The following is a 21,287-nucleotide window of genomic DNA, read 5'->3' on the forward strand; positions in this document are numbered from 1 at the left end:
AAAGGTGTCGTTTCCGCCCGGCTAACAGCGACTACGCCGGTTCAGGAGCGACGACCACGAGGTCGGCCCGGGCCCGGGTCGCCAGGACGCGCTCGGCGTTGGCCTGGTCCGGGCCGAGGGCCCAGTCCTGCGCGGCGTCCGCGTCCTTGCCGAACTCGGTATGCCGCGCCACCAGCCGGCGGACCCGCTCCCGGTCCGTGATGTCGACGAACCACACCTCGGCGAACAGAGCCCGGACCCGGGGCCAGGGGTCGTCCTCCAGCAGCAGGTAGTTGCCCTCGCTGACGATGACGCGCGCCGACGCGGGGATGGCGATCGCCGCGGCGACCGGCTGCTCGAGGACCCGCTCGAAGCCGGGGACGTAGACCGTCGCGGGGTCGCCGGAGCGGAGCCGGCCCATCGTCGCGAGGAAGCCGTGCCCGTCGAAGGTCTCCGGCGCCCCCTTGCGGTCGCGCAGACCGAGGGCGTCGAGCTGCACATCGGCGAGGTGGTACCCGTCCATCGGGAGATGGGCGACAGCCCCGGCGCCCAGCCGGGTCGCGAGCGCGTCGACGAGGTCCTCGGCGAGCGTCGTCTTGCCGGCGCCGGGCGCGCCGGCGACCCCGATGGTGACCCGACCGTCCGCACCGGCCCCGTCAAGCAACCTCGTCACCCGCTGGACCAGCACCTCGAGGTCCGGTGGCGAGAGCAGGCGTGAGCGCGGCATACCCGCATTGTCGTGAACGACGGGCCCGGAGGAGGTCGGAGCCACGACGTGACGCAGCCCACATCGGTTTCCGACCACCACGAATTGCGTCGGGAATGGATTGAGCGCTACGTTAGTTGAAACTTCAACAAGACCTCGAAACCCACCCGAAAGGACCCATTCCGATGGCTCTGTTCAACCGTACGTCGTCCGCCCTGGCCGAGGAAGCCCCGGCCGCCTCCAACGTCTCGGGTGACTACGTCCTCGACCCGGCCCACACCCGGATCGGGTTCTCCGCCCGTCACGCGATGGTCACCAAGGTCCGCGGCCAGTTCGACGAGTTCGTGGGCACCGCCCACGTCGACGCCGAGAACCCCGCGAGCTCGACCGTCGAGGTCACCATCCAGGCCGCTAGTGTCACGACCGGCCAGGCGCAGCGCGACGGCCACCTCAAGACGCCCGACTTCTTCGACATCGAGAACTACCCGGAGATCCGCTTCGTCTCGACCGACGTCCAGCGCGACGGCACCGACTGGAGCATCACCGGCGACCTCACCATCAACGCCGTGACCAAGCCGGTCACCGTCCTCTTCGAGGAGACCGGCACCGCGAAGGACCCGTTCGGCAACCTGCGCGCCGGCTTCGAGGGTTCGGTCACCATCAACCGCGGCGACTGGGGCCTCGCCTTCAACGCCGCGCTCGAGACCGGTGGCGTCCTCGTCTCCGAGAAGGTCACCCTGGAGTTCGACGTCTCGGCGATCCGTCAGCCCGTCTGACGCCTCACCACGCACGAGGGCCGCTCCCCACCGGGGGGCGGCCCTTGTGATCGTCCGACGGACGGCGGTCGGTCAGCCCTCCTTGTTGGCCGGCGCGACGAGGACGCCGGCCGGCGCGAAGTACTGGTTGGAGCCGAGCTCGCCGATCGTGTCGATGCCGAGGTGCTCCTTAAGGGCGGCGTCGTCGGCCGCCGTGAGAGCGGCCAGCGCCGACGGCGGCGCCGCGAGGATCTCGGCAAGGCCCTTGTCCTCGGGGTCCGACCCTTCGCACCAGACTCGGGTATGCGGGTCGGAACCTTATTCCGGTGGGGTGAACGCGCCGGTCAGTCCGGGCGGTCGGGGCTCGGCAGCTCCAGCCGGGCGACGTCGTCGTCGCTCAGGCGGAGGTCGGCCGCGGCCACGTTCTGCTCCAGGTGCGCCACCGACGATGTCCCGGGGATGAGCAGGACGTTGGGCGACCGGGCCAGCAGCCAGGCCAGTCCGACCTGCGCCGGCGTCACGCCACGCTCGGCGGCGAGGGCCACCACCGGTGGGTGGTCCGTGACGCTGGCGATGTGCGCGAACGCGGAACCGAGCGGGAAGTAGGGGACGTAGGCGACGCCGGCCTCGGCGCAGCGCTCGAGGACCGGTGTGTCGCTCTGGTCGAGCAGGCTGTAGGCGTTCTGCACGCAGACGATCCCAGCCTGCTCGATGGCGGTGTCCACCTGGGCGAGCGTCACGGTCGAGACGCCGACCCCGCCGACCTTCCCCTCGTCGCGCAGGGCGACCATCTCGGCGAGCTGGGCCTCCAGCGGCACCACGTCGGCCGGCCGCGTGTCGGGGTGGGTGTCCATGCGACGCAGGTTCACGGCGGCGACGCGATCGGTGCCGAGGCTGCGCAGGTTCGCCTCCACGTCCTCGCGCAGCTGGTCGGGTCGCTGGGCGACGGTCCACCGACCGCTGGCGTCGCGGCGAGCGCCCACCTTCGAGACGAGCGCGAGGTCGTCGGCGTAGGGGTGAAGCGCCTCGCGGATGAGCGCGTTGGCGACGTCCGGTCCGTAGAACTGGGCGGTGTCGATGTGGTCGACGCCGAGCTCGACGGCCCGGCGCAGAACCCGGACCGCCTCGTCGTGGTCGCGCGGTGGGCCGATGACGCCGGGCCCGGGCAGCTGCATCGCGCCGTAGCCCAGGCGCCGAACCGTCAGCCCGCCGAGCGGGAACGTGCCGGCTTCGCCGGCGGGGGTCAGGCTGGTCTCGGTGGTCTTGGTCACCGTTTCGACGCTAGTCCGCCCTCCTGGACGCCGCCCGTCCAGGTCAGGCGACGAGGCAGAACGGGTGACCGGCCGGGTCGGCGAAGACGCGGAAGCGCTCGCCACCGCCCTCCAAACGGGTCGCCCCGCGCTCGACCACCACCGGCTCGGCGGCGTCGAGGTCGCGGACCAGCAGGTCGAGGTGGGCCTGCTGCGGGTACGCCGGATCGGGCCACCGGGGTGGGGTGAAGTCGCCGACCTGCTGGAACATCACGCTGCGGCCGTCGGCCACGATGAGGGCACCCTCGGCGCCGTCGTAGGTGACCTCCCCGCCAGTGAGGTCGGCGTAGAAGTGGGCCAGCGCGGACGCGTCCGGGGCGTCGATGGTGACCGCGAAGAGGTTCATGACCGGCCCGACACCGTCGGCCTGGCAGAGGTCGAAGGGGTGGCCGGCCGGATCGGTCAGAGTGACCCAGCTCGCGCCGTCGGAGAGCCTGGTCGCGCCCAGGGTGACCGCCCGCTCGGCCGCCGCCTGGTGGTCGTCGATCTGCAGGTCGAGATGGAACTGCTGCGGGCGCTCCTGGCCCGGCCACTGCGGAGCGACATGGTCGGGGGCGCGCTGGAACTCGACCTCCTGCCCGTTCGGGGTCCGCAACCCGAACCGGTCCGCGTTGGAGCGCACGACCTCCCACCCGGTCAGCTCCGCGTAGAACGACCCGACCCGGTCGATGTCCGGGGCGTCGAAGATGGCGATGTCCAGCTGGGCGATCTGCGTCATGGCGACATCGTGCACGGAGCCTCCGACAGCGGTGGCCGACGGCGGCCGAGAGTCGGCGCCGTCCGGGTCGGTTCAGCAGGTCGGTCGGATGCCGGCGTTCAACCCCGCGGGGCCGCTACTCCCGCTCGGGTGTACTCGAGCCCTGCGTGCTACCGGTGCCGGACGCGCTCGACGGGGCTCACCCCGTCGCCGGTCGTGGGCGTCGGTGCGACGTTCGGATCGGTTGACGTCCTCGCCGGGTCGGTGGCCCTCGCGAGGAGCTTGAGCGCCTCACCGGTCGGGCCTTCGGCTGCCTTCGCCTCGTGCGACTCGGTGCCGTCGGGGGTGCCGTCGGGCGTGCCGCCCACGGGTCCGTCCGCCGTGCCCCCCGCGGCCCCGTCGGATGCCGCCCGCTCGTCGAGCGACCCGCCCTCGTTGGTGCTGACCCCCTTTTCGCTGACCGTGGTGGCACCTGACCCGGCCATGCCACCGGTCAGGACGCCCGCCGCGATCTTGGCCATCTCGATGTCCTTCTGTTCGGCCATCGCCGTGTTGGCCACGCCTTGCTGTCCCGCGGCGGTCGCCCCGGCGCCGGCGCCGCTCAGGGCGGCAAGGGCCAGGGCTTGAGCTGTGGCCGAGCCGTTCACGTCACGGAACACGGCTCCGTTCGTGAGAGCAGTCAGAGTGCTGGACAGGCCGGCCGGGTCGGGCAGGGCCGGCGGGTTGCTGAAGGCGACGATCGGGGCGGCGAGACCGGAGGGCGTGGTGTTGTCGGCCTGGGCGCGTGAGCCGGCTTGGATGGCGGCGATGTCGGGGCCGAACCCCGGTGCCTCGCGCCCAGCCCCGAGCACGGCGGCCGCCGCGGCGAACGTCGACGAGCCGGCGAGGTCGAAGACGGTGGCGATCCCAGGCCGGACAGGCCGGACAGGCCGGACAGGGCGTGCACCGCCGCACCGTCGACGCCGAGCAGGACGTCCGGGGAGGAGCTCAGCACCTTCTCCACGCCGAGGTTCGCCGCGTCGCTGCGCAGGTAGTCCTGGTAGCTCATTCCCACCCCTAAGGTTCGCCACGTCGACAGCCGTCCGAGGGGGACCGGCGCTGCCGTCAGCGCTGACCCGCCTTGCACCGTGCCAGCGGTCCGTTGCCGGACAAGGGGGCTCAGGCACTTCTGCCGAAACTCACAGCGGCGCGGAACCTGCCGCAATCGCTCAGCGTTGCAGCCGGGTCGGGGGTAGCGTCCCGGCCGCTCCGTGGCGGGCGACCTGCTGCGCCGCGATCATCGACTGGGCCAGCGGCGTCTGCCGGTAGAGGACGGACCGGCCGGACCGACGGCTGGTGACGAGCCCGCTCCCCCGCAGCACCGAGAGGTGCTGGTTGACCGACCCCGGGCTCTGCCCCAGCTCGCGCGCGATCTGGGTGGTCGAGAGCGGGACCGCCGTGAGCTCGAGGATCGCGGCGCGGGTCCGGCCGAGCAGCGCCGCGAGCGGGTCGTCGTCGTTCCGGTCCATGACGCTGAGCCCCTCCCAGACCCGGGCCACGCCCCGAGCCGCGTAGGTCAGGCCGAACCGGTCGCCTTGCCCGTCGTCCAGGACCAGCCCGGGCCACGCGAAGACCGACGGGGTCAGGGTCATGACGTGGGCCTCGTAGGTGGAGCTCGCGTGGTGCGGCTTGTCCACCTTGAGCAGGTTGCCCTCCAGGCTCACCTCAGGGTGCAGGTCCTGCAGCAACGCATACAGGCCGCCGTTCATCTGGGCGGCGACGCGGTAGGAGACGTCGTCCTCCAGCACCGCGCACATCCGCGTCCAGAACGGTTCGATGGCCGCGTCCCAGTACTCCCACATGGCCTCGGCGAGCAGCCCGGGGCCGCGAGCGCCGGCGGCGATCAGCTCCTGGACTCGGCGCGGCTGCGACGGCTCGTCCTGCCAGATCTCGTCGAGGTCCTTCCTCAGCTCGTCCGGCGAGACCTGCGTCAGCCCACGCAGCTGCTCCTCGATGGTGACCTGCGGGCCGGGCGACGGCGGGACCAGACAGCTGACGATCCACTTCCCCGGCGGGGTGACCGCCATGAGCAGCGGCAGGTCGACCCCGTCGAGACGGCCTCTCGCCTCGCGCAGCCACGGGCCATGGATGTGGTTCGGGTGCGGGCAGCTCAGCAGCCGCAGACTCAGCGTCGCCTCGGCCAGCGGCGAGAACGTGAACCGCGTGCTCCCCAGTACGTCCGTGCTCAGCACATAGGTGATCACCGGCGCCCCCTCACCAGGTCGACCCGAGGTCCATACCGTCCATGGTCGCGCGCCGCGACGATTCCATCCTCGATTCGGCGACACCGAAATCGTTGTCACCCGTGGCACCTCGGAGCGCACCCTGTTGGACGCCGAGTCGGCGACCGGTCCCGCGGGGAAGTTCGGGACGGGTCCAGTGCCGGGGTGATCGAGCGAGGAGTGAGGGATCATGGTGGTGTCCAGGACAAGGGTCGGGCTGCTGTTGACGGCTGCGGTATGCGTGACGCTGACGGCCTGCGGGGGCGGGTCAGGAGGAGGTACGTCCACTGCCGGCAGCGCGCAGGCCGCCGGGCAGAAGGGCGGGACCCTCTACGTCATCAACACGGGGCCGCACAACGGGCTCGACCCGCAGGCGAGCTACGTCGGCGCCGACCTCGAGTTCGCCTCGCGCGTGTATGCGCGCAGCCTGGTGACCTACTCGGTCGGGGACAACGCCAAGCTCATCCCGGACCTGGCCACCGACACCGGCCAGATGTCCGACGGCGGGAAGACGTGGACCTTCACGATGGTCGACACCGCGACGTGGCAGGACGGTCAGAAGGTCACCTGCGACGACGTCAAGTACGGCATCTCGCGAACCTTCGCGACCGACGTCATCTCCAACGGGCCGACCTACATCCTCAACTTCCTCGACGTCCCGAGCGGCGCCGACGGCTCACCGGCATACAAGGGCCCGTACAAGGGCACCGGCCAGGCGGACTTCGACAAGGCGATCACCTGCGCCGGCCAGACCCTGACGCTGCACTTCAAGAAGCCGTGGGCCGACTTCAACTACGCGGTGGCCTCGCTCGCCGCATACTCACCGGTCCGCAAGGACAAGGACAAGGGCGACAAGTCGCTGTTCGATGTCTTCAGCGACGGGCCGTACCAGCTCGACGGCACCTTCGACCCGAACAAGGGCGGGACCTGGGTGCGGAACCCCAGCTGGGACGCAAAGACGGACCCGATCCGGAAGGCGTTGCCGGACAAGATCGTCGACATCGAGGGCATCCAGAGCGAGCAGATCTACCAGCGGCTGCTGGCCGACGGCGGCGAGGACAAGAACGCCATCACGTTCGTGACGGCACCGGCGTCCATCCTCCCGCAGATCGTCTCGAACCCGTCGGCGGCTCAGCGGGCGACGAACCCCGCAGCGCCGTTCGTGGACTACATCCAGCCGAACGTCACGTCGGAGGCCATGAAGGACCCCAAGGTCCGCCAGGCCTTCGCCATGGCGACCAACCGGGACGCCTACGTCACCGCCAACGGCGGCAAGCAGGTCATGACGCCGAGCTACTCCGTCTGCAACCCGGCGCTGCCCTGCTACAGCAAGGACTTCAACCCGTTCGGCGCTCCCACGTCCGGTGACGCGGCCGCGGCGAAGAAGGTCCTGCAGGACGCCGGGAAGACCCTCCCGGTCAACATCACCGTGGTCTACCGCAAGACAGCCACCCGCGACGCGTCGCTCGCCGCCCTGAAGCAGACCTGGGACCAGGCCGGCTTCAACGTCACCCTCGACGGCGTCGCCAGCTCCGGCTACTACCGGACCATCTCGGGCATCGCGCAGAAGTCGAAGGACGCCTTCTGGGCCAGCTGGGGCGCCGACTGGCCGTCCGGGTCGACGGTCCTGCCACCGCTGTTCGACGGCCGGATCAACCTGACGCCGACCAGTTCCAACCAGGACTACGGCTGGTACAACGGCGACGCCGTGAACGCGGCGATCGACGCGGCCTACCTGATCCCCGACACCGCCGCCCGTGAGAAGGCGTGGAGCGGGGTCGACCAGCAGATCAGCAAGGACGGGGCCGTCGTCCCGCTGACCAGCCAGAAGTTCACCTATGTCCACGGCTCCAACATCAAGGGGTACTCGGAGAACCAGCTGTTCGGCGGCTTCCCCGACCTCGCGACGATCGCCGTCCAGTAGGCGCGACCCGAACCGTCATCCCTGATCCAGCATCGCCACGGCCTCCGCAACCGTGGCGATGCTGTCCACGGTGATCGGGTCGAGAACCAGCTGGACGTGGACGGCGCCGGCCGCCGCCATCGCCTGTAGGTGGTCGGCGATCGCGGCCGGCTCCCCGGGGACCGGCGTCACGGCGGACCCGTAGCTCGAGTCGCCCATTACCCTCCCCACGCCGCCCTCGAGCTGGACGAGGACCGCAGCCGTCGCCCCCACCTCGCCGGGCGCCCGTCCGGCCTCCGCCGCGGCGATCTCGACCCGCTCCCGCAGCACCCCGAACTCGGCCGGGGAGTTGCCGTAGTCGCTCCACCACACATTCCACAGGTCCGCGTGTGGGAGCCCGATCCGCATCATCCGCGGGCCGGTCGAGCCGAGCATGATCGGCGGCCCGCCGGGACGGGCCGGTCCCGGGTCGAGGACGCAGTCGGCGATGTCGTAGTAACCGCCGTGGACGTCGATGCGGCCCTCGCGCAGAAGTGTCCGGATGACCGTGAAGGCCTCCTCGAACCGCGAGATGCGGTGGTCGAAGGGGAAGCCGAACGCGGTGTACTCGCGCTCGTTCCAGCCTGCGCCCAGCCCGAGCAGCAGCCGACCACCCGAGATCGCGTCGACGGTGGCGGCCATCTTGGCCAGCATCGGTGGGGCGTGGAAACCCGTCGACGCGACGAACGGGCCGAGCTCCACGCGCGTGGTGACCGCGGCGAGGGCGGCCAGCGAGGTCCAGACCTCCCACGGCCCACGGGTGACGCCGCCCGGCAGGTCGTACAGCAGGTGGTCCCCGAGCCAGAGCGAGTCGAGGCCGGCGTCCTCCGCGGTCCTCGCCATCCTCAGCAGCTCTGGCCACTCGACCCGGCGCTCGACCTCGGGCAGCTGGACCCCGACGCGCAGTGGTCGGCTCATCGGGCGAAGGGACCGGTCGGAGCCGTCATGAGGCCATCAAACCGTCTGGCCCGGGCGGCTCCGACGCGGGTGCGGCGTCAGCCGTTGGCAGCGACGCCGATCCGGTGGCCCTGGTCGTCGGCGAAGACGCCGAAGCTGGTGCCGGTCACGTGCTGGACCGGTTGAACGATGCTGCCGCCCAGCCCTTCGGCCTTGGCCAGCGTCGCGGCCACGTCCTCGACGGCAACGAAGAACAGCACCTCGTCCTCGGTGCTCTGCCGGGGGCTGATGGCGACGTAGGTGCCGCCCTCCGCGCCGGTGTCGATGAAGGTGTAGCCGGGGAAGGCGCCCTCGGACGCGACCTTCCAGCCGAACAGGTCGGCGAAGAACTGGCGGGTGGCGTCGGGATCGGCGGACCGGATCTCGGCGTGGACGACGGGGTGGGTCATGGCTGGGCTCCTCCAGTGGGCACCGGCGGCAGGCCGGTGGGATGACGGGCGGCTATGCGCCTTACCCGGACAACGCACGCCAGATCCCCAGATCGACAGCGACAGGGAGCCGATCGTCATCCCGCGACGTCGTGGACCCGCGCGACGACCTGGTCCTGCAGCCCGAGGAGGGCCTGCCGGCGCGCACCGGCGAGGGCCGGCTCGTCGGTCACCCTCGCCGCCCGGACCGGCGCCCGTCGGGGTAACCGGGCGAAGGACTTCTCGACCGCAGACAGGACCTGAGGATGGGTCCCCCACCCGCCGCCGACCACGATGACCCGCGGGTCGGCGAAGGCGACGACAGCCGCCAGGACACCACTCACCGCCGCACCGAGGATCTCGCACAGCCGACGAGCAGAAGCACCACCAGTGTCGACCCGCGACAGGAGGGCGGACACGTCCACAGCGCTGGTCCCCGCGGTCCGCATACCCACGAGCTCGAACACGTCGGTCAGCGGGACGGACCGGCCGCCGGGACCCGTGGTCAGCACGTGGGTGATCTCACCGGTCAGCCCATGGTGGCCGCGGCGAACCTCCCCGTCGCTGACGACGGCGCATCCGAGACCCTCGCCGAGATGGACGTACGCGAAGTCGTCGAGCTCCCCGGGGCCGGCCGACGCGGACTCCGCCCTCGCGGCCCAGTTGACGTCGTTGTCCACGATGACCGGCCCCGACACGTGTGGCCTCAGGACCGAGACCGGGTCCAGGTCGCCGACCAGGAACGGCGCGTCGGGAAGGTGGATCAGCCGCCCGGACTCCCGGTCCACGGGGTCCGCCGCGCTGACCACCGACAGGACCACCGGAACCGTCGACTCGTCGCGGGCCTCGGCGACGGCGGCGTCCAGGGCTCGCCGCACGCGCCCCGACCGGGTGGTGTGGGGTACCGGTCGCACACTCCGGCCGACCACCGCACCCCGCACGTCGACGACCTCCGCCACGACGCCTTCCGGCGCGATGCCCACCACCAGGGCACCGCCGAGGTCAGGGGCGAGGGCGTAGTAGGAGCCGACCCGCCCACGGCCCGTGGTGCGGGCCCCGGTGTCGCGTACGAGGTGGGCCGCATCGAGACGGCGAACGCTCTCGGAGATGGTCGGCCGTGAGATCCCGGTCTCCGTGGCGAGCTCGGCGCGGGTCAGGCGCTCGTGAGCCATGAGCGCCCGCAACACGTGCTCGTCGGTCAGCGACGAGAGCAGCTGCAAGGACGGCTTCGTGGAGGTCATGGCCGAAGTCTAGTTAGGGTCCTTGCCTAAAGACTCGGGTTGCCGCTACAGTTCTAGTAAGGAATCCTTCTTATTAGGAGCGGGCACGATGACGATGGTCGAAGAGATGGTCCAGCAGCGTGACGAGGCACCCCGAGAGCTGCCGCCGTTGCCGACCTGGGAGAGCACCCCCGAGGACCTCAAGGCCGCGACCCGGACGATCAAGTCCGCGCTGCGCCGGCGCATCGAGGCCTCCGGCCGGAGCGTGGAGCAGGTCTTCGCGGTGATGGAGGAGCGCGTCACGCAGCGGGTCGAGGAGATCGAGGCGGCCCTGCGCAACGGCGAGAACGCCTGGCCCGTCGTCGACTACGCCGACATCGAGTCCGGCCGGGTCAGCGCGGCGGACCTGGCGCTGCTACAGCGCCGGGGTTGCCTCGTGGTCCGCGGTCACTTCCCCCGCGAGCACGCACTCGGCTGGGACCGGGACATCGTCGACTACGTCGACCGCAACCGCTTCTTCGAGACGTACCAGGGGCCGGCCGACGACTTCTTCGGCAGCGTCGGCTCGAAACCGGAGATCTACCCGATCTACTGGTCGCACGCCCAGATGGAGGCCCGGCAGCACGGCCGGATGGCTCGCGTCCAGTCCTTCCTCAACGCCCAGTGGAAGAGCAGCTCGGAGGGCGTCCAGTGGTTCGACCCCGAGCGCGACTCCCTCTACCCCGACCGCATCCGCCGCCGACCCCCAGGCGCCGACTCCGGAGGCCTGGGTACCCACCTGGACCCGGGCACCCTCGACCTCTGGATGACGCAGGCCTACCAGAAGGCGTTCCGCCATCTCTTCGACGGCAGCGTCGAGCAGTACGACCCGTGGGACGCGGCGTACCGGACCGCGGGGCCGCAGTACCCGGGCACGACCATGTGCTCGGCGTTTCGCACGTTCCAGGGCTGGACCGCGCTCTCGGACATGGACCACGACCAGGGCGTCCTGCATACCGTGCCGATCCCCGAGGCCATGGGCTACCTGATGCTGCGTCCGCTCCTCGCCGACGTCGCCGACGACGACATGTGCGGAGTCACCACCAACCAAACCTTCCCGGCCAGCGAGAAGTGGCACTCGCTCCTGCTGCGCGCCTCCGCCGGAATCCCGGACGTCAAGGCGGGCGACTCGGTGTGGTGGCACTGCGACATGATCCACAGCGTCGCCCCCGTCACCGACCAGCAGGGCTGGGGCAACGTGATCTACATCCCGGCGGCGCCCTGGTGCCCCCGCAACGAGGAGTACAGCGCCAGCGTTCGGGAGGCGTTCGCCAGCGGCTCGAGCCCGAGCGACTTCCCCGCGGAGGACTACGAGCGCGAGTGGGTGGGCCGGTTCACCGCCGATGAGCTCAACGTCGTCGGGCGCAGGGGGCTCGGCCTCGACTGACCCCGGGGTGAATCGGGTTGTCCCAACATGAGACTCGGTGCACTCTGGGGACATGCCCGGACCGGACCCTCCTCCGTTGACCGTCGTCCGCCCGGGTGAGGGCCGGAGCGGCGACCTCGGCTCGATCACCGTGGACTTCAAGCTGTTCGGCGCCGACACCGGCGGCGCGTTGGCGGTCGTCGAACACGGCTTCCCGCCGGGCGCGCTGGTGCCACCGCACGTGCATACCCGTGAGGACGAGTACTCCATCGTCACCGAGGGTCTGATCGGGTTCCGGTCGGGTGACCGAGAGGCCGTGCTGGGCCCCGGGGGCTACATCACCAAGCCGCGCGGCGAGGCCCACGCCATGTGGAACGCCGGACCGGAGCCCGCCCGGATGATCGAGGTGATCAGTCCGGCCGGCTTCGAGCTGTTCTTCCGCGATGTCGTCGACCTGCTCGAGCAGGGTGATCCCGACCCGGAGCGCGGCGCGCGTCTCGCGGACGAGTACGGCCTCAGCTTCGTCGACGTGCCGTGGCTGAGTGGCGTCATCAGCCGCTTCGACCTTCGCGGCTGATCTCGCGGGCCTCCCGAACCACCTCAGGGGCCGTATGAGGCTTCCCCGACCTGACTTGAGGCCTTGGCAACGTCACACCGAGCGGTTCCGTCAAGACGACAAGGCTGCACCGGACTCGCGCCCCCTCACAACCAGCGGGCGCGAGTGTTGCCGCCGGGGCCACGGGCAGGGACGATCAGGCGGTGCGCAGCTTCCAGCTCGAGGTGTGGTGGGACGGCCAGGCGATCCCGGAGGTGACGAGCGTGTCGCCACTCGGGAGCACCACGGACGTCACCACGTACCGGGACGGAGTGGGAGGGGTCTACAAGCTCCCCGGTCGCACGGACACCGTTCCGGTGACGCTGCACCGCGGCGTCAGCGCCGACCTCTCCTTCGACGTCTGGGCGACCGGCCCAGGCCTGAAGAAGGAGGTCCAGCTGCGGTTCACGGACGCCTCCGACAACCTCGCCGTCACCTACGTCCTGCACGAGTGCTGGGTATGCGACTACGACGTCGCCGCTGACCCGGAGACCGGCGCGGTGGTCGAGTCCCTCACTCTGTCGGTGAACCGCTGGGAGCGCATCACGCCGCCCGTGGACGAGCTCGCCAAGCGATGGGCCGTCGAGCGCGGCGCCGAGGTTCGGCATGTCCGCCTGGCCGACTTGCTGACCGGCCGGCTCGAGGAGACCGAGAAGAGGCTCGAAGATCTGCTGGCCGAGGCCGCGTCGGCCGAGTCGATCCTGCTGTTCGACGAGGCCGATGCGTTGTTCACGCGCCGCACCGACGTCCAGGACTCCCACGACCGCTACCAGGTCACCGAGCTCGACGTCGTGGCGGACCGGCTCGCGCGGTCCGACCGCCCGGTCCTCGTTCTCCCCCCGCCGGATCCGCCGACCCAGGGTTGACCGCCGCGGCCACACCTGGACGACCCGCCGTCTCGTGAGTCACGTCGAGGATCGTGCGACCGAGTACGAACGATCACGACGAGCACGGCGGCGTCCTGGCGGTCGACCGGGTCAAGGACATGGTCATCACCAGCGCCCTCATGGTCCGCTCAGGAAGAGTCGACCCGTCCGGCGCTCAGTCCGGCCTTCGCAAGATCACGAAGGGTCGCGCTCGGCAGGTACGCGGTCGTGAGCGCGAGGCCGATGCGCGGCAACGCCGCCACGTCGGGGAAACGAGATACAGCGGCTCGTGCCGTGGTCGGAACTTCTGATTGAACCCGTCGAGCGACCGGAAGCCGTACAAAGGGCTCCATCGCCTCACCGAGCTGGTCGAGGACTCCGTGACCGGTCCGGCCCGGCTTGGCGCCCGTCCCGACGCCCGACTTCCCCGACTCCCCCGACTCCCCCGACTCCCCCGTCGCGCCCGTCGGCTCGGCAGACATGATCTGTCCTTGCCGCACGGCGGGGACCGCCGATCTCGTTCGCATGCTAGCCATCCGCCGATCTCACCGATGCGGTGTCGGTGCGGGTCAGTCCGGCGGTTCCACGGTGATCACGACGTTGCCGATCTTCTGACCCGTCTCGACGTAGCGGTATGCGTCGACGATCTCCGCCAACGGATAGCTGCGGTCGATGACCGGACGAAACTGTCCGAACTCCATCAGGTCCCTGAACTCGTTGACCATCGCCTGGTCGTGTCGCGGGAAGCCGAAGAGGACGGAACGGCCAGGGAGCCAAGGAGTGACGAGCGACAGGACCGGGTTCTGGCCGCCCGGGCCGAGATCCGTCCAGAGGAACACCCCGTCGGGGTTCAGCAACCGCCGGCAGCGGCCGAACGAGCTCTTCCCGACCGCGTCGAAGATCACGTCGTAGCGCTGGTCGTCCTGGGTGAAGTCCTCGACGTCGCGATCGATGACTCGTTCAGCCCCTAACGCCTGCACCAGTGCACGCTGCGCCCCGCCGCATACTGCGGTCACCTGGACCCCACTGCTGGCGAGCAGCTGCACCGCCGCGGACCCGATGGCCCCGGTGGACCCGTTGACCAGGACCCGCTGTCCGGCGACGATCTTCGCCTTACGTATGCAGGCCAATGCGTAGTGCGAGCCCTCCATAGCCGGGGCGGCCTGCACGTAGGTCAGGGTCGACGGAATGAGGGCCAGCGAGGCGTCCTCCCCGATGGCCAAGTACTCCGCGTGAGCGCCGCAGGCGGTGTCGTCATAACCGAACACCCGGTCACCGACCGCGAAGCGCGTCACTTCCGGGCCGACCTCCTCGACCTGTCCGGCGAACTCGTTGCCCAGGACGGTCACCCGTGGCCGCGGCAGCCCGGTGAGAACCCTGGTGAAGCGTGGCGTACCACCCCGGAACCCGCAGTCGGTGCGGTTCACCGTCGTCGCATGAACCTTGACCAGCACCTCGCGGTCCTGGACCGCGGGCGTCGTCACCTCCATCACCCGCACCACGTCGGGCGGCCCGTACCGGGTGTGCACCGCCGCCCGCATGCCTGCACCCTAGCCATCGAGCAGCAACCGATTCCCGCCCACGGCGATGGTTTTCGCGGCCGGTCGCAGTCCTACTCATACCTACTCATCGAAGGAGCACGGCATGACCGCCACCTACACGTTCGACGTCTTCTGCACCCTCGACGGTTTCGGCTCCTATGTGAGCGGCGGGGACTGGGGCGGCTACTGGAGCAAAGAAGGCCCAGAGCTGGTCGCCCGCCGGTCCGAGGTGCTCGAGGATGACCAGCGGATGATCCTCGGCGCGAACACCTTCCGGCAGTTCGCACAGCTGATCGGCCCCAGCGCCTCAAGGCTGGAGGATCTCGACCCCGTCAACGCCCGGATGAGGTCCATGCCGACAACCGTGGTGTCGACGACACTCGAAGGACCACTCGACTGGCCCGATCCGACCCTGGTCAGCGGGGACGCCGTCGACGTCGTCGCCCGGCTCAAGGCCGAGTCCGCCGTGCCGCTGCGGTCGCACGGCAGCCTGTCGATGAACCGGGCACTGATGGCCGCGGGTCTGGTCGATCGACTACAGGTGACCATCTTTCCGGTCATCAGCGGTCAGACCGGTGACGATCCCATCTTCGCCGGTGCCGCCGACTTCGACCTCGAGCTGCTGGAGAGCCGAACGTTCGACGGGCGCACGCAGGAGCTCATCTACCGTCCGACCCTCCACTGACCTGGAGACGGGCGGGCGGTCTCGTGGAAGAACAAGACCCTCGCGGCATCGCATCGACCCGGGTCAGTTCGCCTGTGTCAACACCGGTTGCGCCCGCCGGGATTGGAACCGTTGACCGTCTGATCTGCAGCGAACCCGCACGTCATGTCGCCACATCCAACTCTGGGCAGATGCCGCAGTCCTGGAGGCGCTGCACTCCGCCGCGTAGCGACCGTGTCCTTCCGGCAGCGTCCGGGGAATCCCGTCGTCGGGCGGCCGTGAGACGCCCGACGACGAGCGGGCCGTGGCCTCAACCCAAGCCGGTCATGACGTTGGTGCGAGGCAGGTAGGCCACGCACCGCAGCGAGCCACCCTCCTCGCGCTCGAGGAGAAAGTCGCTGACCAGCTCGCGCGTCGCCTCGCCGTGGTGGAACGTCCACCGGATGGTGGCGAGCACCATCTGATCACCGAGAGCCACCGCCGTGGAGCCGGCGAGGGTTGTCGAGGTGTCCGTGAGGTCATCGACCGCCTGAGCGCGCGACGCGATCGCGCCGAGGAAGGCCGCGCGTGGGACGGCGGTGGTTCCGGACGGGCCCAGGACGAGGATCGGGTCGGCCAGCAAGGCGTCGCCGACAGCGGGGTCGGTCAGCTCGAGCCATCGGGCGGCGAAGGTATCGACAAGGCTGCCGACGGAGCGGATCGGGTCGGGGTTCACCGATACCTCATACACCCTTACGCGGCTGCGAGTACATCCCGCGGCGCTGGCCAAGCCCCAGTGGGCGGATACGTTGTCCATGTGGCCGAGGAAGGTCCACGAACCGTGGAGGATCTCCGGACGTGGCCGGTAGAGGCGGACCACGCCCCGGACCGCCTAGCTGGACGTAGTCGTCCCTGTTGTAGACCGAGATCGGCCAGGACGCGTCGGCCGACTGAAATCCTGGCCGAGGCGGCCCGTGGTTGCGGTCGCTGACGGTCGCGGATGATCTAGCCGGTGGCACTCCCGGGAATCGGCTTCGGCTGGTGGTTCGCGTCGGTCGACAGCGACCCGGCGTCCGAAGCCGGTGACGGGGTTCGTGCCGACCACGCCCGCGCTGCGCCGCTCGCCGCTGCGATGGTCAGCAGCGCGCCGAGCAGGAGGGCGGCCGACTCGCCGGGGCGTAGCAGCTGCAGTTGGGCGCCGAGCGTCGCGGCAGCGACTGGCACACCAAGCTGCGCTGCGCCGAGCACCGCAATCGGTATCGGCGCACCCGTGAGGGCCGTGACCGCGTGGGCTACGCCGGCGGCGGCGGCCAGAACCACTCCGAGCAGGATCATCGAGGGGTGCTGGCCGAGCTCGCGCAGGTCGAGCGAGGCACCCAGCCAGATGAAGAACAGCGGCGCGAACAGTCCTTCCGACACCCCGAAGAGCTGCCGGGCCAGGCGTCGCGGCGGCCCGATGGCTGCCACCGCCAGCCCCAGGGAGAACCCCGCCAGCATGATCGACACGTGTACCTGCTGAGCCAGGGCGGCGAGCAGCAGAAGCATGAGCAGGCTAATCCGCAGCTCAAGTGCGAAGCCCCGTCGTTCGGACTTGCGGTGCGCCAGCAGGCGCCACCCTCGCCGTTCCGAAACCCGCAGCACCACGAATGCGACTCCGGCCGCAGCGAGCACCACAACGGCGCCGACCGCGGCCCGACCGGCGTGCGTCGGGTCGATGACCAGTGGCAGCGCGACGATGCAAGCCGCGTCGGCGAGCGCGACTTGGGGCAGCAACTGCAGCACGGCCGGCCCGGCGAGCTGCTGCGCATCAACGACCGGCAAGATGATGGCCGCTGAGGACGAGGCGAACAACACCGCGTACAGAAGTCCGTGGCCAGTCCCAAACGCCCAGCCGACCAGTGGCCCGAGCCCGGCGGCAGCCACCGTGACCACGCCCACCCGCAGCACGGCGCGGGGCAGTCCGGTCATCAGGCTACGGTCGCGGATCGGCACGTGGGTTCCGGCGATGAACATGACCATCGCGAAACCGATATCGGCCAGGAACATGAAGGTCGACCCGTCGGCGTCGATCAGCTGCAGTCCCGTGCGGCCCACCAGCACACCGGCCATCAGCTCGCCGACGACAACCGGGATCCGGAGCCGTTCCGACCAGGCCAGCAGTGGCCCGGCCAGCCCGACCGCCACGATGAGAGCCAGCGTGCCGAGAGTCACCGCGCTCGGACCAGGCGGCACGGAATGTCGGTGTTCTCGTCGGTGTGGTAGCTGGCGCACACTCGGTGGTAGCCATCGGCGATGTGCAGCGGCGTACCCGACAGCAGGTCGCCTCGCACCAGCAGAACAGGTGAAAGTGGCTGACCCGCTGCGATCTTCGCCAGGTCGCTGCCGACGTGCACGTTCTGCATGTCCAGCAACGGCAGCCTGGAAGCGCGCAACAGGTCCTTCGCCTTGTGCCGGGTCGTAGGCGCAGTGTGAAGAGCCTCGATCAGAGTCGACACCTGCTCGTCAGGAGCAAGCAGAGTGAGATAGGCGGCCGCCGCCGGGAAATCATGCGGCTGCGGCGCCGCCAGCCACGCGACCGCCGGCGCCGGTTGCGGCGCCCTCTTCGGCTTCGGCATCACCACAGCCTAGGACCCGACCCCCTCCTCGAAGCGGCTCCTCAAAATGTCCCGACGCTGGCCCGCCCATCCCGACCGGCCTCTGCAGAGACCCCTGTCCCCCGCACGTTGTGCCCTGCGTCAACTCAGCCGCGACGGGAGCGGCGTGGGAGGCCTGGACAGATCGTCGACAACCGTCGTGCGGGAAGAAGTGGAAACACGAATTCGAGAACTCACCGGTGAAGACTCGGGCGGAAATCCAGTACCCGTCGACTGACTGCAGCACAGGGTGGGGACCCTCCTGATCGAATTGTCCAAAGTACCGTTTCTCATCCGCACGCTTTCCGTGGGAAGCCCAGTAGTGGAAAGCAGCGCAAGGCCGGCAAGCGTTTCGGACGCCAGGTTCCGTCATCACGGTACCCGGTAGCGGCATCACGTCAGGAGGCGCGAGCCCCCAGCCTTGTCGATCAGGAAGCGATCCGCGAGCCGCGCGTCCGCTGCTGCTGCTGCTGCGGCTGCGGCTGCGGCTCTCGATCCCTACGAAAGTCCGACACCTCCGTCGATGGCGATGGATGGCTCTTCGAGCGTCGCGTGGTGGAACGCCGTCGTCGAGGACGTTGGTGATTGCGGCGTGCCGCAGGGAGTGGATGTTTGCTACGCGTTGAGCCGGTCTGTCGGCTGACGAGGGACACGCAGCATCGGGCACACAGCGCCGAGGGCATCCCGTCCTACTGTTCATAGCATTCCGTCCGATGACCTCAGGGAGTGACGATGTCCGCTGTGACGATGGGCCGGCGGGCTGAGACCGCTGGGCCGCCCGAGCTGTCCGCGTCGCGTCGCAACGTGGCGTTCGCGGTGATCGCCTCAGGGATGTTGCTGGCGGCGCTCGACGGCACGATCGTGGCCACCGCGCTCCCGACGATCGTCGGTGAGCTGGGCGGGGCCGAGCACCTGTCGTGGGTGGTCACGGCATACATGCTGACCCAGACCATCGCCACTGCCCTGGGCGGCAAGCTGGGCGACTTGTTCGGCCGCAAGGCGGTGTTCATCACCGCCGTGGTCATCTTTGTGGCCGGGTCGGCGCTGGCCGGGGCCAGCACGTCGATGACGTGGCTGATCGCCAGCCGCGCGATCCAAGGCCTGGGAGGCGGTGGGTTGACGGTCACCGCGACCGCGATGATCGCCGACATCATCCCGATCCGGGAGCGAGGCAAATACCAGGGCGCGATGGGCGCGGTCTTCGGGGTGGCGACGGTGGTGGGCCCGTTCCTCGGCGGCCTGTTCACCGACCACCTGAGCTGGCGCTGGGTGTTCTACGTCAACGTCCCGATCGCCGCGGTGGTCCTGGTGGCGGCGGTGCGGGTGCTGCCGACAGTCAAGGCGCAGACCCGGCCAGTGATCGACTACCTGGGGATCGCGGCGATCTCGGCGGCCTCGACGATGCTGATCCTGGCCACCACCTGGGGCGGCACCCAGTACGACTGGGGTTCACCGACCATCCTGGGGCTGTTCGCCGGCGGCGCCGTCGCGCTGCTCCTGTTCGTGCTGATCGAGGCGCGGGCGGTCAGTCCGCTGATCCCGTTGCGGCTGTTCCGGGGCAATGTGTTCGCGCTGAGCTGCATCCTCAGCTTCGTCGTCGGGTTCGCCCTGATGGGCACGATGACCTACCTGCCGACATACCTGCAGTACTGCCTGGGGGTGTCGGCCACTGAGTCCGGGATCCGGACCTTCCCGATGGTGGTGGGGCTACTGGTCGCGTCGGTGTTCGCCGGGTCGATGGTGGGACGGACCGGCAAGTACAAGGTGTTCCCGATCGTGGGTGGCACGGTGATGGCGGTCGGGTCGTTCCTGTTGTCCCGGCTCGACGAGACGTCCACGGTCTGGCAGACCTCGCTGGCCATGGTCGTCCTCGGTGTCGGGATCGGGCTGGCGATGCAGATCCTGGTCCTGATCGTGCAGAACACCGTCGACTACGCCGACCTGGGGGTGGCCACCTCGGCGGTCAGCTTCTTCCGCACGATGGGCAGCACCTTCGGTGCGGCGGTGATGGGCAGCGTGTACACCAGCGCGCTGTCCGAGCACCTGCCGCCCGCGCTGGCCACCGCTGGGGTCCCGGCGAGCGCGGTTGCCACGCCAGCGGCGCTAGATGCGTTGTCCGCGACCCAGCAGTCGGTCATCCGACACGCCTTCGCGGAGTCCTTCCAGACCGTCTTCCTTACCGCGGTGCCGCTGGCACTGGTGGCGATGGTGCTGGCGTGCTTCCTCCGCCAGGTGCCGCTGCGTGGGCTGGTCAGCAAGGATGCCGGGGACGTCGGCCGCGGCTTCGGGATGCCGGACTCCCGCACGTCCGCCGGGCAGCTGGAGGCCCAGCTGGTCAACGTGGTACGTCAGCGCCAGGACAACGGCATCCTGCGGCGCGTGCTGCGCCTGGACGACACGCCCGAGCCGGCGATCGCCCGAGTGTGGGCCGTGGCTGAGGTCGCGGTCCACCGGCTGCGCCACGACACCGACGTCACCCCGGCCGTCATCGCCCGTGAGCACCGCCTTCCCGTCGCGGTGCTGCGTCCAGCGTTGGCCAGTGCACTGGAGCGCGACCTGATCGCCGGCACCGACGAGGGACTGACGCTCACCCCCGCCGGGCAGACTGCGTTCCTGCGCCTGGCCGCGACCGTGCGCACCGGTCTGGTCGCCGAGATCGAGGACGAGTACGACCGATCCCTCAGCGCGCCCGAACGCGAGGAGGTCGGGCGCATCGCCTGGGACGTCGTTGTGCACGGCCAGGTCCTCGGCCAGTACGTCGGTCGTCATCGCCACGGCGACGGTTACGCCATCGCCGCCATCCCCGGGCAGCCGTAGCCACCACGACGGAAGAGACGACGAGGCCGTCCGACGACGGTCACGTCCTGGGGGACGCAGGTGTTGGCATCGCTGTTCGATGACGTTCGGAATCCCTCGACGAGTCTGCTGCGACCACCACATGGGTGAGCACACGGGCCAAAACCGTGTTGCGCGGGAATGCGAGCAAGACAGCTTCGAAGGACGAGAGGGGCTGGACCTGAGCAGATCAATCCGACCGGGAGATGCAAGGGTTGGGCTATGAAGGTCCTGCTCACCGGTGGCACCGGGTACATCGGCTCACACACGGCGCTCGTCCTGCTCGAGCACGGCCACGAGGTCGTCGCCCTGGACAGCCTGGTCAACTCCTCGCCGGAGAGCCTGCGCCGGGTGGGCGAGCTCACCGGCCGGCCAGCGCAGTTCGTGCAGGGGGACATCCGCGACCAGGGCCTGGTCGAATCGGTCCTGGCCAACGGGGTCGGCGCGGTGGTCCACTTCGCCGGGCTGAAGGCGGTGGGTGAGTCGGTGGCCCGCCCGCTTGAGTACTTCTCCAACAATGTCGGCGGGACGCTGT

20 protein-coding genes are annotated in these 21,287 nt (G+C 69.9%); 8 read left to right on the forward strand and 12 right to left on the reverse strand.

The window, feature by feature from the left end:
- Positions 1-31: 31 nt before the first annotated feature.
- Positions 32-706, reverse strand: a complete 675-nt coding sequence (locus VIG79_RS00090; RefSeq protein ID WP_331880538.1) for a nucleoside/nucleotide kinase family protein — start codon at positions 704-706, stop codon at positions 32-34.
- A gap of 164 nt (positions 707-870) precedes the next feature.
- Here VIG79_RS00090 and VIG79_RS00095 point away from each other — a divergent pair, with 164 nt between their 5' ends.
- Positions 871-1,461: a YceI family protein gene (locus tag VIG79_RS00095; protein ID WP_331880541.1), complete on the forward strand. Its 591-nt coding sequence runs from the start codon at positions 871-873 to the stop codon at positions 1,459-1,461.
- A 323-nt stretch (positions 1,462-1,784) separates the two neighbouring features.
- On the opposite strand, the gene VIG79_RS00100 is transcribed toward VIG79_RS00095, so the two are convergent.
- From VIG79_RS00100 to VIG79_RS00115, 4 genes are all read right to left on the reverse strand, one after another.
- On the reverse strand, positions 1,785-2,711 hold the full coding sequence (locus tag VIG79_RS00100) for an oxidoreductase (protein ID WP_331880544.1): 927 nt from the start codon (positions 2,709-2,711) through the stop codon (positions 1,785-1,787).
- Between the two features lie 43 nt (positions 2,712-2,754).
- Entirely contained in the window at positions 2,755-3,468 is a 714-nt protein-coding gene (locus VIG79_RS00105; RefSeq protein WP_331880547.1) for a VOC family protein, read from the reverse strand.
- 149 nt (positions 3,469-3,617) lie between these two features.
- Positions 3,618-4,298 carry a hypothetical protein gene (locus tag VIG79_RS00110; RefSeq protein ID WP_331880550.1) on the reverse strand — a complete coding sequence of 227 codons (681 nt, stop codon included), beginning with the start codon at positions 4,296-4,298 and terminating at the stop codon, positions 3,618-3,620.
- A 357-nt stretch (positions 4,299-4,655) separates the two neighbouring features.
- On the reverse strand, positions 4,656-5,690 hold the full coding sequence (locus VIG79_RS00115) for a winged helix-turn-helix domain-containing protein (RefSeq protein WP_331880553.1): 1,035 nt from the start codon (positions 5,688-5,690) through the stop codon (positions 4,656-4,658).
- Positions 5,691-5,898: 208 nt separating this feature from the next.
- Between VIG79_RS00115 and VIG79_RS00120 the strand changes: the two genes are divergently transcribed.
- Positions 5,899-7,632 carry an ABC transporter substrate-binding protein gene (locus tag VIG79_RS00120; protein ID WP_331880556.1) on the forward strand — a complete coding sequence of 578 codons (1,734 nt, stop codon included), beginning with the start codon at positions 5,899-5,901 and terminating at the stop codon, positions 7,630-7,632.
- A 15-nt stretch (positions 7,633-7,647) separates the two neighbouring features.
- Here VIG79_RS00120 and VIG79_RS00125 read toward each other — a convergent pair whose 3' ends face one another.
- The 3 genes from VIG79_RS00125 to VIG79_RS00135 all read right to left on the reverse strand — a co-directional run bounded on the left by VIG79_RS00125 (position 7,648) and on the right by VIG79_RS00135 (position 10,255).
- The gene (locus VIG79_RS00125) at positions 7,648-8,568 is read right to left on the reverse strand and encodes an LLM class flavin-dependent oxidoreductase (RefSeq protein WP_331880559.1); all 921 of its coding nucleotides are present in this window, start codon (positions 8,566-8,568) and stop codon (positions 7,648-7,650) included.
- Positions 8,569-8,645: 77 nt separating this feature from the next.
- Positions 8,646-8,996 (reverse strand): VOC family protein, encoded by a 351-nt coding sequence (locus VIG79_RS00130; RefSeq protein WP_331880562.1) that lies wholly within the window; start codon positions 8,994-8,996, stop codon positions 8,646-8,648.
- Positions 8,997-9,112: 116 nt separating this feature from the next.
- Positions 9,113-10,255, reverse strand: a complete 1,143-nt coding sequence (locus VIG79_RS00135) for an ROK family transcriptional regulator (RefSeq protein WP_331880563.1) — start codon at positions 10,253-10,255, stop codon at positions 9,113-9,115.
- Between the two features lie 88 nt (positions 10,256-10,343).
- Between VIG79_RS00135 and VIG79_RS00140 the strand changes: the two genes are divergently transcribed.
- From VIG79_RS00140 to VIG79_RS00150, 3 genes are all read left to right on the forward strand, one after another.
- Positions 10,344-11,660 carry a YbiU family protein gene (locus VIG79_RS00140; RefSeq protein ID WP_331880564.1) on the forward strand — a complete coding sequence of 439 codons (1,317 nt, stop codon included), beginning with the start codon at positions 10,344-10,346 and terminating at the stop codon, positions 11,658-11,660.
- Between the two features lie 76 nt (positions 11,661-11,736).
- Positions 11,737-12,216, forward strand: a complete 480-nt coding sequence (locus VIG79_RS00145) for a cupin domain-containing protein (RefSeq protein ID WP_331880566.1) — start codon at positions 11,737-11,739, stop codon at positions 12,214-12,216.
- Positions 12,217-12,398: 182 nt separating this feature from the next.
- Positions 12,399-13,100, forward strand: a complete 702-nt coding sequence (locus tag VIG79_RS00150; protein WP_331880568.1) for a phage tail protein — start codon at positions 12,399-12,401, stop codon at positions 13,098-13,100.
- A 569-nt stretch (positions 13,101-13,669) separates the two neighbouring features.
- Here VIG79_RS00150 and VIG79_RS00155 read toward each other — a convergent pair.
- On the reverse strand, positions 13,670-14,641 hold the full coding sequence (locus VIG79_RS00155) for an NAD(P)-dependent alcohol dehydrogenase (RefSeq protein WP_331880570.1): 972 nt from the start codon (positions 14,639-14,641) through the stop codon (positions 13,670-13,672).
- Positions 14,642-14,744: 103 nt separating this feature from the next.
- Here VIG79_RS00155 and VIG79_RS00160 point away from each other — a divergent pair, with 103 nt between their 5' ends.
- Positions 14,745-15,326: a dihydrofolate reductase family protein gene (locus VIG79_RS00160; RefSeq protein ID WP_331880572.1), complete on the forward strand. Its 582-nt coding sequence runs from the start codon at positions 14,745-14,747 to the stop codon at positions 15,324-15,326.
- A 289-nt stretch (positions 15,327-15,615) separates the two neighbouring features.
- On the opposite strand, the gene VIG79_RS00165 is transcribed toward VIG79_RS00160, so the two are convergent.
- From VIG79_RS00165 to VIG79_RS00175, 3 genes are all read right to left on the reverse strand, one after another.
- Complete coding sequence (locus tag VIG79_RS00165) at positions 15,616-16,020, reverse strand: hypothetical protein (protein ID WP_331880575.1); 405 nt, start codon at positions 16,018-16,020, stop codon at positions 15,616-15,618.
- 269 nt (positions 16,021-16,289) lie between these two features.
- Positions 16,290-17,468, reverse strand: a complete 1,179-nt coding sequence (locus VIG79_RS00170) for a cation:proton antiporter (RefSeq protein WP_331880577.1) — start codon at positions 17,466-17,468, stop codon at positions 16,290-16,292.
- 23 nt (positions 17,469-17,491) lie between these two features.
- Complete coding sequence (locus tag VIG79_RS00175; RefSeq protein ID WP_331880579.1) at positions 17,492-17,899, reverse strand: hypothetical protein; 408 nt, start codon at positions 17,897-17,899, stop codon at positions 17,492-17,494.
- Positions 17,900-18,649: 750 nt separating this feature from the next.
- On the opposite strand from VIG79_RS00175, the gene VIG79_RS00180 reads away from it, so the two are divergent.
- Both VIG79_RS00180 and VIG79_RS00185 read left to right on the forward strand, forming a co-directional pair.
- Positions 18,650-20,734: an MDR family MFS transporter gene (locus tag VIG79_RS00180; RefSeq protein WP_331880581.1), complete on the forward strand. Its 2,085-nt coding sequence runs from the start codon at positions 18,650-18,652 to the stop codon at positions 20,732-20,734.
- A 240-nt stretch (positions 20,735-20,974) separates the two neighbouring features.
- Positions 20,975-21,287 (forward strand): SDR family NAD(P)-dependent oxidoreductase (locus tag VIG79_RS00185; RefSeq protein ID WP_331880583.1); only part of this gene is annotated, 313 nt, incomplete at its 3' end.

It is taken from the genome of Lapillicoccus sp., from assembly GCF_036559105.1.
Lineage (GTDB): Bacteria > Actinomycetota > Actinomycetes > Actinomycetales > Dermatophilaceae > Lapillicoccus.